Raw genomic sequence first — 12,085 nt, forward strand, 5'->3', positions numbered from 1 at the left:
AACCCAAGCGTCTTGCGTGACCTCTTCGGCGCTCGCGCGGCTTCTGAGGATACTATCGGCAAAGCGCACCATCGCCGCGTTGTGTTGGCGGTAGACACGCTCAAAGGCGGCGCGATCGCCTTTTGCCAGCGCGCGCACCTGCGCGGCTTCTTCCGAGCGATCTGGTTGCGCCTTGTGCCGCACCGCCTGCCCTCCGATCGTGTTGGCCGAGCATTGAGACTGCGCCATGCAAAATCAACAAAGATTATACGCACCGCAGCGGTTAGGCGCGGTGCTAATGTGTGACAGGCAGCATATCGTGGGTGCTTCTGGCAATCGAGCGGAGTGCGGCAATCGGCGCGCCAGCGCGGGCGCGCACCGTGATGCCGCGCGCCACCGCCGCCAGCACGGCCGCCAATGCCTCGGGCTCGACCTGTGCTGCAAGCTCTCCACTAGCCTGCGCTTGCGCAAGCCGTTCGGCCAGCCGCGCTTCCATTCGTGCAAAACGCATCTCAAGCTCTAGGCGAAAGCGCGTATTGCTACCCGCAGCGTCGGCCAGCACACAGGAAATCAGGCAGCCGCGCGCCTCGGCGTCTTCGGTCGCCAATGCACAGACCGCTTCAAAAAAGCCCGCCAGCGCATCATCTAATGGTTCGGCCGCAAGATGGGCCATAACCCTAGTAATGCGTGTTTTTACATAGTGTTCGATCGTCGCCAGAAACAAACCCTGCTTGTCGCCATACCGCTGATAAAGACTGGCGCGCGGCATCCGCGTTTCGCGGCAGAGCAGATCGATTGGCGCGCCCTGATAGCCGTATGCCCAAAACAACCGCATTGCGACCTCGAGGGCTTCGAGATCGTCATAACCCTGCGGTCGACCGCGCGGGCGTAGCCTGGGCGCATCTGAACTCATGGCGCTCGCATAGCGAGGTTGAAGCGCAGGCGCAACATATCGGCACAGGGGGCAAAGTCATGACTGCTAGGGTGTGACCAAAATACTTATGCAAACTATGCACTTGCCGCCTCAAGGCAGGTGTGGGCCAAACTGACGCAGGGCAGTGGGTGCCGCGGCTCACGCAATGGTGAACGGACGCGGTGTAACAGGACGCAGGGGTGGCGGTCTCACCAACACCAAACAGGGAGAACCACCAATGAAAATCACCGCAGTTGCTACCGTTTTGGCGCTTTCGATCAGCACCTCGGCCACCGCGCAAACCATGCCGATGTCCTTCGGCTCGTCCGAAGATGCGGCCTACGCGCAGCTTCTTTGGGATGTGATGGAGGCCGCCAAGCTGGTCGGCCCAGAGATGATCCATTCCCGGCCCTATGAAGGCACCGACCCGCACGGGATGATGCTCGAAACCTTCTACACCACGGCCACCATCAATGGCCACGCGGGCGATCTGATCATCAAGCGCAACTATGGCCCGGCAGGGGTCAGTGCCGACGAGGTGCTACGCAACCCCGATGCCCACCTTGGTGCCTATACCGTCATGTTCCGCCGCGAGGCGGGGTATGACAGTGACAATCACGATTGGTTCTGGGCCAAATATCTGCCCGACGGCGCGCTCGACAAAATGCCTGATGGCATGGAACTGGCCGGAATGGTCGCCAAGGGCATGGATGAGGGCTGCATTGCCTGCCACACCGCCGCGACGGGCGATCTGGTCTTTACCTCGGACCACTTGATGAAGTGAGCCTTGAGAGGGGGGCGGCTTTCGCAGCCCCCCTTATTTCGCCAGTGCGGCGGCAATCCGCTTGGCAAGGCGACGGGCGACCTCGGCCTTGGTCATGCGCGGCCAGCTTTCGCTGCCCTCGGCGTCAATCACAGTGACCATGTTTTCGTGCCCGCCCATGATGCCCGTCGCCGGGCTGACATCATTGGCCACGATCCAGTCACAGCCCTTGCGGGCGCGTTTGGCCGAAGCGTTTTCAAGCACGTCGTCGGTTTCAGCGGCAAACCCCACGACAAGCGCGGGCCGCGCGGCCTTCATCTGGCTGATGCGTGCAAGAATGTCGGGGTTTTCAGTCAGATCAAGCGCCGGGGGCTGCCCCGTGCGGTCTTTCTTCATCTTGCGCGACGCGCTGTTCGCCACCCGCCAATCTGCCACGGCAGCAGCAAAAACCGCAGCATCGGCAGGCAAAGCCGCCTCGACTGCGGCCAGCATCTCGCGCGCGGTTTCTACCGCGACAACCGTAACCCCTGCGGGCGGGGGCACCACCGCGGGCCCGGTCACAAAAGTCACCCGCGCGCCCAGATCGGCAAGCGCCGCAGCCAGCGCCGAACCCTGCGCCCCCGAAGAGCGGTTGGCGATGTAGCGCACCGGGTCGATCGGCTCATGCGTCGGCCCCGATGTGACCACCACATGCCGCCCCGACAGCGGCCCTTCGCCCAGCGCCGCCGAAGCCGCCGCGACGATTTCGGCAGGTTCCGCCATCCGGCCCGGCCCGAACTCACCACAAGCCATCTCGCCCGCGTTCGGGCCCACCAGCAGCACGCCATCGCGGCCAAGTTGCGCGAGGTTGCGCTGCGTGGCCGGGTGCTGCCACATCCGCACGTTCATTGCTGGGGCCATCAGCACACGTTTGTCGGTGGCAAGCAGCAAGGTGCTGGCCAGATCGGGCGCGAGCCCCGCGGCAAGTTTGGCCATCAGATCCGCCGTGGCGGGTGCCACCAGCACCAGATCAGCCGCGCGCGATAGCTGGATGTGCCCCATTTCAGCCTCGGCCGTCAGGTCGAAAAGCTCGGTATGGCACTTACCCCCCGCCAGCGCCGAAACACTCAGCGGCGTGATGAACTCAGCCCCCCCGCGGGTCAGCACCGGCACCACGCGCGCACCGCGTTCCTGCAACCGCCGGATCAGATCGAGCGATTTGTAGGCAGCAATGCCGCCGCCGATAATCAGAAGTATCGTCTTGCCCGCGAGCATCTCGCACCCTCCACCGTCTGCCCGAGTCTAGGTGCCGCCGCCGGGGCGCGCAAGCGGGCTAGCGAAACACCGCGCAGGGATCATCGCGCGGCGCGGGCTCGGTTACGATCCAGTAATCAAAGGGCTGCACCGGGTCGGCCGGCGCTTCGATCTGGCCGATCGACAACACCGAAACATCGGGTGCGGCCTGCTGCAACACCGCAGGCACGCCAAAATCGCGGCGCGCGTGGCCCGAGCCGGTAATCACCGCCACCGGCCCGCCGGTTTCGGCCAGCGCCTCAAGCACCGCGCGCGCCAGCGACGCATCGCGAAGCCGCTGCGCTTCGACCATGCCAGCCATACGCTCTGGCGGCAGCGCATCACAATGCGCCCGCATCTGTTCCGCCTCTAGCTCCGCCTGCACCTCGGGCGCGAAGGGCTGGGTCAACCCATACCGCGCGGCGTCTCCGCCAAAGGCTGCGGCCGCGCCATCGCGCATCGCTTGCAGCAAAGCCTCGCGCGGTACGTCGGCACCGCGAATAGTGGCCTCGGGGGCCGCTTCGAAAATCTGATAATACATGTCGAAATCCGGCCAGCCCGCATCCTCCCAGCCCAGCGCCGCCTCTAGCTTTTCGGCAGATTCGCGATTGGCCGGGGTGGCGTAGGACGCGCGCTCTTCGCTCAGCATTTCGAACACGATCGCCGAGGGGCGCAGAAACGCCAGCGCCAGCGCCTGATTTGCGTGATGCGCGGGGTTGTCGTGCACCTCGCCCAAGATCACCACCGGCGCTTGCAAACCGGGCAGCGCCTCGGGCTCGATCTGCTCAGCCATCGCGGCGGCACCGGGGCCGAACGTCGTGAAAACTGCAAGGGCAAGAACGGTGATGATCTTCATACCGCTCAATCTGCACCGGCCCCGCCCCGCCTGCAAGCGCCGAGGCATTTCCGCACTACCCGGCCAAGCCCCTTGCCCCGGCGCGCGGTATTGTCGAACATGACGGGTGGCGGTGCCCTTGCGGGGCAGCTGATGCATCACAAGGGGGCGCAGATGGGCTATCAACTCGCAATCGGAGATCGCAGCTACTCCAGTTGGTCGCTGCGTGGTTGGCTTATGTTCGCGCATGGTAAGATCGAGGTCGAAACCAAGATGGGGCGGCTCTACTCGCCCGATTTCACGCGCCTGATGGGCGAATTCGCCCCCGCGCGGCTGGCCCCCGCGCTGCGCCTGCCCGAGGGCCAAGTCATCGGCGAGACTTTGGCGATTGCCGAAACCTTGGCCGAGCGCCACCCCGAGGCGCAGATCTGGCCCGCAGATGCCACCGCGCGCGCCGTGGCGCGCTTTATGGCCGCCGAGATGCACGCAGGCTTCGGTGCGCTGCGCAATCACTGCGCAATGAACCTGCGTATCGCCTACGCCGACTGCGCCCCCGGCCCTGAGGTGCTCGCCGATCTGGCGCGCATTGAAGAGCTTTGGAGTCTTGCGCGCCGCAATTTCGCCGTGGCTGGCCCGTGGCTGTTTGGGCGTTGGTCGGCGGCAGATGCCTTCTATGCCCCGGTTGCGGCGCGCATTGCCGGGCACAACCTGCCGGTCGGGCGCGAGGCTGCGGCCTATGTGGAAACCACGCTGGCCGACCCCGCATTTCGGCAATGGCGAGCGGTTGGTCTGACCGAGGGGCCCGATCAACAAGCCTACCGCCGCGATTGGCCAACCCGGCCATGGCCCGGCCCCACCCCACTGGAAACCGAGGCGTGCGACGGCCCTTCGGTCAACGCAAGCTGCCCCTATTCGGGCAAGCCGGTCACGCATTTCTTGCGAATGGGTCCGCATGTCTGGGGATTTTGCAATGCCACCTGCCGCGACAAAACCCGCGCCGACCCGGAAGCCTGGCCCGCGTTCATGGATATGGTTAAAAAACATTAACCTTTCTTAAACCCTCCGCCTCTAAGCCGGGTTCATCGGTGAAGGGCGGGTGCGGAATGGTGGCGCGGGTCTATACGGTTGCCTTTGAAGGCGTCGAAGCGCGGCTGGTCGAGGTGCAATGCGCGCTGGCGCAGGGATTGCCCAATTTTTCGATCGTCGGGTTGCCCGACAAGGCGGTGTCCGAAGCCCGCGAACGCGTGCGCGCGGCGCTCGGCGCGCTTTCGATCGCACTTCCCTCCAAGAAAATCACCGTCAACCTCTCGCCCGCGGATCTGCCCAAGGAAGGCTCGCACTTCGACCTGCCAGTCGCCTTGGCGGTACTAGCGGCAATCGAGATTCTGCCGCGCGAAGATGTCGAAGACTGCGTGGCATTGGGGGAACTGGCGCTCGACGGACGGCTGGTGGCGGTCGCAGGTGCACTTCCCGCCGCAATGGCCGCCGCCGAACACGACCGTGCCCTGATCTGCCCCGCAGCCTGTGGTGCCGAGGCCGCATGGGTCGGCGCGACCCCGGTCTTTGCCCCCGCCACGCTGGCCGAAGCGATCGCGCATTTCAGCGGGCGCGCACCAATCGCCCAAGCACAACCCGGCGAGGTTACGCAAAGCCCCGCGGTGCGCGATCTGCGCGATGTGAAAGGGCAGGAACGCGCCAAACGCGCGCTCGAAATCGCTGCGGCCGGGCGCCATCATCTGCTGATGGTCGGGGCCCCCGGCGCGGGCAAATCAATGCTCGCCGCCCGTATCCCCGGCATTCTGCCGCCCCTATCGCCCGCCGAGGCGCTTGAAACCTCGATGATCCACTCGCTCTCGGGGCTCTTGTCCGAAGGGGGCATTTCGCGCACACGGCCCTTTCGCGAACCGCATCATACCGCCTCGATGGCAGCCATCGTCGGTGGCGGGCGCGGCGCGAAGCCGGGGGAAATCAGCCTTGCGCATAACGGCGTGCTGTTCATGGACGAGCTTCCTGAATATCCACGCGCGGTGCTGGAAACCCTGCGCCAGCCGATCGAAACCGGAGAGGTGGTGGTGGCGCGCGCCAATGCCCATGTTCGCTACCCCTGCCGTTTTCTGCTGGTGGCCGCCGCAAACCCCTGCAAATGCGGGCACCTAAGCGATGCGGCGCGGGCCTGTTCGCGCGCACCAAGCTGCGGCGAAGACTATCTCGGACGCATCTCGGGCCCGCTGATGGACCGCTTTGATCTGCGCATCGAAGTGCCGCCAGTGGCCTATAGCGACCTTGATCTGCCCGCCGCGGGCGACAGTTCGGCCAGTGTTGCGGCACGCGTTCTGGCCGCGCGCCAAAGGCAATCGGCGCGCTACGCGGGCCACCCCGAGGTGCGCGTGAATGCCGAAATCGAAGGCGCGCTGCTCGACGAGGTGGCGCACCCCGATACCGAAGGCCGCGCGCTTCTGGTCAAGGTAGCCGACCGCTTCGGCTTGACCGCGCGCGGCTATCACCGCGTGCTGCGAGTCGCCCGCACCATCGCCGACCTCGACGGTTCGGACCAGTTGCGCCTGCCCCATATCGCCGAGGCGGTCGGCTACCGGCTGACGCTGGCATCCGGGCGCTAAAGCCTCAATGCGCTGCGCGCTTGGCTTCGATCACCTGCCACATACGCAGCGCGGAATTGGTGCCGTCGAACCGCTCCAGCTCCTGAATGCCGGTGGGCGAGGTCACATTGATCTCTGTCAGCCAGTCACCGATCACGTCGATACCCACGAAAACCTGCCCCTTTTCGCGCAACATCGGGCCGATGCGCGCGCAAATCTCGCGGTCACGCTCGGTCAGGCCAATAGGCTCGGGTCGCCCACCCACATGCATGTTCGACCGCGTCTCGCCCTCGGCCGGCACCCGGTTGATCGCCCCCACCGGCTCGCCATCCACCAGAATGATGCGCTTGTCGCCCTTGGACACATCGGGCAGGAACTTCTGCGCAATCAGCGGCTCGCGGTTGATGCCGCTGAACAGCTCGTGCAGTGAGGCAAGGTTGCGATCGCCCGGATCAAGCCGGAATACCCCGGCCCCGCCGTTGCCATAAAGCGGCTTCAGGATGATATCGCCGTGGCGCGCACGAAAGGCCCTGATCGTCGTCAGATCACGCGCCACCAGCGTGGGCGGCGTCAGATCCGGAAAATCCAGCACCAATAGCTTTTCAGGCGAGTTGCGCACCCAGAATGGATCGTTGACCACAAGGGTCGATGGGTGAATACGCTCCAATAGATGTGTGGTGGTGATGTAGCCCATGTCGAACGGCGGGTCCTGACGCAGCCAGACCACGTCCCAATCAGCCAGATCCACCTCTGTCTCGGCACCAAGTGTGAAATGGTCGCCCTTGACGCGGCGCACCTCCAGCGGCCAGCCCCGCGCGAATACCCGCCCCTCGCGATAGATCAGCCGGTCCGGCGTGTAATAGAATAAACTATGCCCGCGCGCCTGCGCTTCGAGCGCGATACGAAACGTGCTGTCGGCGTCGATATTGATCGCGCCGATCGGGTCCATCTGAATTGCAACTTTCAAGGCCATTTCGGCACCCCCCTTGTTGGCACCTTCATGGCCGAGCGGGCCCTGCGTTGCAAGCCGCCCTCAGTCGAGCCCGAAAGCGTTCTCGATGATCTCGATTTGGCCGACCGCATCGACAAGCGCCACGTCAAAGCGCACCGCCGTGCCCTGCCCCAGCGGCTCACCCGCCAGAAACTCGCCTGCCGAGCGATAGATACGATCCATCTGGCGGCGCGAAAGCCTCTCGGCGGCGCGCGCATGGCTTGCCGCCTTCTTGACCTCAATGAACACCAGACCTGCGCCTTCACGCGCGATCAGGTCGATCTCGCCGCCGCTCCCACGCCAGCGCCGCGCGGCAATGCGGCGGCCACTTTGCACATAGTGCGCCGCCACCTGCGCTTCGGCCGCGAGGCCATCGTGATAGGCAACCGCGCCACTCAACCCTTGCCCTCCAGCCGCAACGCCAACTGATACACATCTCGCCGCGGCTGATCAAAGGTAGCGGCCACTTCGGCCACCGCCTCTTTCAGTCGCATTCTGGTCAACCTGTCGCGCAATGCAGCCTCCACCTCTTGCGGATCGACAATTCGTTCCGCTGCGCGATCAATCAGCACAACAATCTCGCCCTTGACCGTTTGCCCCGCAAAGCTTGCTGCAAGCTCGGCCAGAGTGCCGCGCCGCACCTCTTCGAAGCGTTTGGTCAATTCGCGGCAGACTGCCGCCTGTCTTTCGCCTCCGCAAGTTTCCGACACGTCAATTAACATTTCACGAATGCGTCTAGGAGATTCGTAGAAAACCAGCGTCGCGGGCACGGTTGCAAGCTCTGCCAGCCAGTTGCGGCGCGCGAGCTTGCTCGAGGGTGGAAAGCCTGCGAACAGGAAGCGGTCAGACGGTAGGCCCGAAACCGTCAGCGCGGCAAGCACGGCCGATGGCCCGGGCGCGGCCAGCACCGCATGCCCCGCCGAGATCGCCGCCCGCGCAAGCTGAAAGCCGGGGTCGGCAACCAGCGGCGTTCCTGCTTCGCTGGCATAGGCCACACTGCGGCCTTCGGCCAGCGCGCGCAGGATCACCGGGCGCTGCGCGGGGCCATTGTGTTCGTGATAGGCAAGCAGCGGCCTTCCGGCAAGCGCCACACCGTGGATGTCCAGCAGGTGCCGCAATGTGCGCGTATCTTCGGCCGCCAGAACATCCGCCGTGGCAAGAATATCAAGGCCGCGCAATGTGATATCACGCGCAGCACCGATCGGCGTTGAGACGAAGTACAGCCCGCCCGCCAGCCGCGCGGCCCGTGGCCAAGCGGTGCCGTTTTCCCGTTCCGGCGGGGTTTCGCCCGAATCCCGCACTTCGGTCATAACCGCCCCCATTCGCCTGCGTTGCCAAGTTTACTTCGTGCGGCGAAGCGCTTAGGCTTTAACCAATGTCGCCCCGACCGCCCCAGTCTCCGAATACGAGGACCAGAGCCATGTTCGCTGTTTTGCGCACCTCCCGCAACCTGTTGCTTCGCCTCGGCGCGCTGACTGCGGCGCTTTGGCTGGCTTCCTGTGATACCGGCACCATTGTCGGCGGCGGGCCGACGATCAACACCAACGCGCCGGTGCCCGTGGCGCTATTGGTGCCGGGGGGTGCCGGCAACACCGGCGACGAGTTTCTGGCGCGCGGCCTGCGGCAGGCGGCAGAGCTTGCTATCGCCGATTTGCAGGGCGTGAACATCGACTTGCGGGTGTACAACACCGGGGGTGACCCGGCGCAGGCCGCAGCTATGGCGACGCAGGCGGTGGCAGACGGTGCCAAGATCATTCTTGGCCCGGTCTTTGCCGAATCTGCCAATGCGGTGGGCCACGCGGTGGCATCTGCCGGGATCAACGTGCTTTCCTTCTCCAACAACACCGACATTGCGGGTGGCAACGTCTTCGTGCTTGGCCCGACCTTCCCCAACACCGCCAACCGGCTGGTCAGCTACGCCGCGCAAACCGGCAAGAGACGCATCATGGTGGTCAGCGAACAGACCGCGGCAGGCGAAATCGGTGCGCGCGCGCTGACCAGCGCCATTGCCCGCACCGGCGCGGTGTCGGCGGGCAACTTTACCTATCCCTTCTCGCAGGAAGGCGTGATCAACGCGATCCCGGCGATTGCCGCGCGCGCCAAAAGCGGCGATGTGGACGCGATCTTCATGACCGCTGACACCTCGGGCTCGCTGTCGTATCTGACGCAGCTTCTGCCCGAACAGGGCGTTGACCGCGCCCTTGTGCAGTTCATCGGCTTGACGCGCTGGGATATTCCTCCCTCGACGCTGTCGCTGCCAGGTGTGCAGGGCGGTTGGTTCGCGCTGCCCGATCCGGGGCTGAACGGGCAATTCACGGCGCGCTATCAGGCCGCCTTCAACGAACCGCCGCACACGATCTCGGGGCTGGCCTATGACGGCATAGCCGCGATCGGCGCGCTGGTGCAGGCGGGTCATGCCGATGCGCTAACCGCCTCGGCGCTAACACAAGGCGCGGGTTTCGTGGGCGTCAATGGCATTTTCAGGCTTCTGGCCGACGGCACCAACGAACGCGGGCTTGCTGTGGCCGAGGTGCGCAACAATCAGGTGATCGTCCTTGACCCAGCCCCCAGAAGCTTCGGCGGCGCCGGTTTCTGAAGCCGCGCCGCAGGCCCTGCCTGCTGCACCGGCCCCGAACCGCGCCCCGGATGACACCGAGGCCACAGCCGAATTGCTTGCAGATTCGACAGCGTTTCGCAAAGCGCTGCTGGCCGAACTCGCGCCACTGAAAGACGGTCGCGAAATCCGCGCGGCGGCGGTGGCGCGCATTGCCGAGGCGCGTGCCGAAGCCAATGCCGTGATCGAGGCGCGGCTGGCCGTCTTGCCGCGTGCCGCGCGCAAGACCGTGCACCGCTATGCTGACCTGACCGATGGGATGGTGTTGGCAATATTCGACGTGGCCACACAGCTTTTGCACCCGATGCAGGGCGCGGCAGACGGCGAAGCAATCGCGGTGCTGGCGGTGGGTGGCTACGGGCGGGCAGAAATGTCGCCACATTCGGATGTTGATCTGCTGCTTCTGACGCCTTGGAAAATTACCCCTTGGGCCGAAAGCGTGATCGAAAGCATGCTCTATATGCTTTGGGATCTGAAGCTGAAGGTCGGCCATTCCTGCCGCACGGTGAAGGACTGCCTGCGCCTTGGGCGCGAAGATTACACGATCCGCACGGCCCTGCTTGAACACCGCTTCATCGCCGGCAATTCGGAACTGGCCGAGAGTTTGCAGACAGCGCTGCGAACCGAGCTGTTCCGCGGCACCGAGGCAGAGTTCATCGAGGCCAAGCTTGCCGAACGCGCCGAACGGCACCGCCGTCAGGGCGGTATGCGCTATGTGCTGGAACCAAACGTCAAGGAAGGCAAAGGCGGGCTGCGCGACCTGCAGGCGCTCTACTGGATCGCCAAATACATCCATCAGGTCAAAACCGCCGCCGATCTTGTCGATCGCGGCGTCTTTACCCGTGATGAATACGACACCTTCGCGCAGGCCGAAGATTTCCTTTGGGCGGTGCGCTGCCACATGCACCTGATCACCGGCCGCGCCACCGATCAGTTGACCTTCGATCTACAAGTCGAGGTGGCGCGCCGGATGCGCTACGAAGACACCGCCGCGCGCCGCGCGGTTGAGTATTTCATGCAGGATTACTTTCGCCACGCAACCAAAGTGGGCGAATTGACCCGGGTTTTCCTGACCGCGCTCGAAGCCCAGCACATGAAGCGCGCACCCATGCTCGAACGGCTGTTTCGCCGCCGCAAAAAGCTGAAGCCGGGCTACCTTGAAACCGGCAACCGGCTTGGCGTCGTTGACCCAAAGGCATTTCTCGAGCGGCCCATCGCCTTTCTCGAACTGTTTGAAGAGGCATTGCGCACGGGGCTTTTGATTCACCCCGACGCGATGCGTCTGGTCGCGGCCAACCTGGACCGCATCGACGACACGCTGCGCCAAGACCCCGTGGCGGGGCGAATATTTCTTGACCTACTGCTGAAGCACGGCAATCCCGAACGCGCGCTGCGCCGGATGAACGAGTTGGGGGTACTGGCCGCCTATATCCCCGAGTTCGAACCGATCGTGGCGATGATGCAGTTCAACGTCTATCACCACTACACGGTCGATGAGCACATCATCCAATGTATCTCGACGCTGGCACAGATCGAGCGGGGCGAGTTGGCCGAGGAACTGCCGCTCAGCACCAAGATCGTCAAGGAAGGCATCAACCGCCGGGTACTCTACATTGCGCTGCTGTTGCACGACATCGGCAAGGGGAGGCCCGAGGACCATTCGATCCTCGGCGCGCAGATCGCCCGCAAGGTGGCGCCGCGGCTGGGGTTGAGCGCCGATGAATGTGAAACCGTCGAATGGCTGGTGCGCTCGCATCTGCTGATGTCGGACATGGCGCAAAAGCGCGATCTGAGCGATCCGCGCACGGTGCGCGATTTCGCCAAGCTGGTGAAAACGCGCAAGCGGCTTGATCTGCTGACGGTGTTGACGGTCTGCGATATTCGCGGCGTTGGCCCCGGCACTTGGAACAACTGGAAAGCGATGCTGATCCGTCGCCTGCACAGCGAAACCGCAGCGGCGTTGGAAACGGGGTTGGAGGCGGTCAACCGCGATCAGCGCGAAGATCAAGCAAAACGCGCGCTGCGCGAGGCCCTGTCTACATGGGACCAAAAAGACGTGCGCGCCGAACTCGCGCGCCACTATGCGCCATATTGGCAAGGACTTTCCACCGAAAGCCACGT

General features: G+C 64.4%; 12 protein-coding genes. 5 read left to right on the top strand and 7 right to left on the bottom strand.

Translation table 11 applies throughout. The annotated features are described in order from the left end of the window. Together ABY403_RS07260 and ABY403_RS07265 are read right to left on the bottom strand one after the other, a co-directional pair. Positions 1–228 (bottom strand): RNA polymerase sigma factor (locus ABY403_RS07260; RefSeq protein ID WP_372840096.1); only part of this gene is annotated, 228 nt, incomplete at its 3' end. Positions 229–274: 46 nt separating this feature from the next. Continuing rightward, positions 275–814 carry a TetR/AcrR family transcriptional regulator gene (locus tag ABY403_RS07265; RefSeq protein WP_372840097.1) on the bottom strand — a complete coding sequence of 180 codons (540 nt, stop codon included), beginning with the start codon at positions 812–814 and terminating at the stop codon, positions 275–277. A gap of 316 nt (positions 815–1,130) precedes the next feature. Between ABY403_RS07265 and ABY403_RS07270 the strand changes: the two genes are divergently transcribed. Continuing rightward, on the top strand, positions 1,131–1,676 hold the full coding sequence (locus ABY403_RS07270; protein WP_372840098.1) for a hypothetical protein: 546 nt from the start codon (positions 1,131–1,133) through the stop codon (positions 1,674–1,676). Between the two features lie 33 nt (positions 1,677–1,709). On the opposite strand, the gene coaBC is transcribed toward ABY403_RS07270, so the two are convergent. Both coaBC and ABY403_RS07280 read right to left on the bottom strand, forming a co-directional pair. Next, a complete protein-coding gene (gene coaBC, locus ABY403_RS07275; RefSeq protein WP_372840099.1) occupies positions 1,710–2,909 on the bottom strand; it encodes a bifunctional phosphopantothenoylcysteine decarboxylase/phosphopantothenate--cysteine ligase CoaBC in 1,200 nt (399 codons plus the stop codon). Positions 2,910–2,967: 58 nt separating this feature from the next. Next, complete coding sequence (locus ABY403_RS07280; protein ID WP_372840100.1) at positions 2,968–3,783, bottom strand: ChaN family lipoprotein; 816 nt, start codon at positions 3,781–3,783, stop codon at positions 2,968–2,970. A gap of 153 nt (positions 3,784–3,936) precedes the next feature. On the opposite strand from ABY403_RS07280, the gene ABY403_RS07285 reads away from it, so the two are divergent. Then, positions 3,937–4,809: a glutathione S-transferase gene (locus ABY403_RS07285; RefSeq protein ID WP_372840101.1), complete on the top strand. Its 873-nt coding sequence runs from the start codon at positions 3,937–3,939 to the stop codon at positions 4,807–4,809. A gap of 56 nt (positions 4,810–4,865) precedes the next feature. Beyond that, entirely contained in the window at positions 4,866–6,380 is a 1,515-nt protein-coding gene (locus ABY403_RS07290) for a YifB family Mg chelatase-like AAA ATPase (protein ID WP_372840102.1), read from the top strand. A 4-nt stretch (positions 6,381–6,384) separates the two neighbouring features. Here ABY403_RS07290 and gshB read toward each other — a convergent pair whose 3' ends face one another. Genes gshB through rsmI form a run of 3 tightly spaced genes read right to left on the bottom strand, consistent with a single transcriptional unit; the run spans position 6,385 to position 8,660 of the window. Next, positions 6,385–7,332, bottom strand: a complete 948-nt coding sequence (gene gshB / locus ABY403_RS07295) for a glutathione synthase (protein ID WP_372840103.1) — start codon at positions 7,330–7,332, stop codon at positions 6,385–6,387. A gap of 60 nt (positions 7,333–7,392) precedes the next feature. Then, complete coding sequence (locus ABY403_RS07300; RefSeq protein WP_372840104.1) at positions 7,393–7,749, bottom strand: YraN family protein; 357 nt, start codon at positions 7,747–7,749, stop codon at positions 7,393–7,395. Then, positions 7,746–8,660: a 16S rRNA (cytidine(1402)-2'-O)-methyltransferase gene (gene rsmI / locus ABY403_RS07305; RefSeq protein ID WP_372840105.1), complete on the bottom strand. Its 915-nt coding sequence runs from the start codon at positions 8,658–8,660 to the stop codon at positions 7,746–7,748. Before rsmI ends, ABY403_RS07300 begins: the two co-directional genes overlap by 4 nt. A 110-nt stretch (positions 8,661–8,770) precedes the next feature. On the opposite strand from rsmI, the gene ABY403_RS07310 reads away from it, so the two are divergent. Beyond that, positions 8,771–9,946 carry a penicillin-binding protein activator gene (locus ABY403_RS07310; RefSeq protein WP_372840106.1) on the top strand — a complete coding sequence of 392 codons (1,176 nt, stop codon included), beginning with the start codon at positions 8,771–8,773 and terminating at the stop codon, positions 9,944–9,946. Further along, a partial coding sequence (locus ABY403_RS07315; RefSeq protein ID WP_372840107.1) for a [protein-PII] uridylyltransferase occupies positions 9,906–12,085 on the top strand: 2,180 nt, incomplete at its 3' end. The genes ABY403_RS07310 and ABY403_RS07315, both read left to right, overlap by 41 nt.

This window comes from Phaeovulum sp. (genome assembly GCF_041596715.1).
GTDB lineage: Bacteria > Pseudomonadota > Alphaproteobacteria > Rhodobacterales > Rhodobacteraceae > UBA6213.

Bases quoted from the DNA above. Each gene is read 5' to 3' on its own strand.
- coaBC (WP_372840099.1), bottom strand. From the start codon at position 2,909: ATGCTCGCGGGCAAGACGATACTTCTGATTATCGGCGGCGGCATTGCT.
- ABY403_RS07270 (WP_372840098.1), top strand. From the start codon at position 1,131: ATGAAAATCACCGCAGTTGCTACCGTTTTGGCGCTTTCGATCAGCACC.
- ABY403_RS07285 (WP_372840101.1), top strand. From the start codon at position 3,937: ATGGGCTATCAACTCGCAATCGGAGATCGCAGCTACTCCAGTTGGTCG.
- ABY403_RS07310 (WP_372840106.1), top strand. From the start codon at position 8,771: ATGTTCGCTGTTTTGCGCACCTCCCGCAACCTGTTGCTTCGCCTCGGC.
- ABY403_RS07280 (WP_372840100.1), bottom strand. From the start codon at position 3,783: ATGAAGATCATCACCGTTCTTGCCCTTGCAGTTTTCACGACGTTCGGC.
- rsmI (WP_372840105.1), bottom strand. From the start codon at position 8,660: ATGACCGAAGTGCGGGATTCGGGCGAAACCCCGCCGGAACGGGAAAAC.
- ABY403_RS07265 (WP_372840097.1), bottom strand. From the start codon at position 814: ATGCGGTTGTTTTGGGCATACGGCTATCAGGGCGCGCCAATCGATCTG.
- gshB (WP_372840103.1), bottom strand. From the start codon at position 7,332: ATGGCCTTGAAAGTTGCAATTCAGATGGACCCGATCGGCGCGATCAAT.
- ABY403_RS07290 (WP_372840102.1), top strand. From the start codon at position 4,866: ATGGTGGCGCGGGTCTATACGGTTGCCTTTGAAGGCGTCGAAGCGCGG.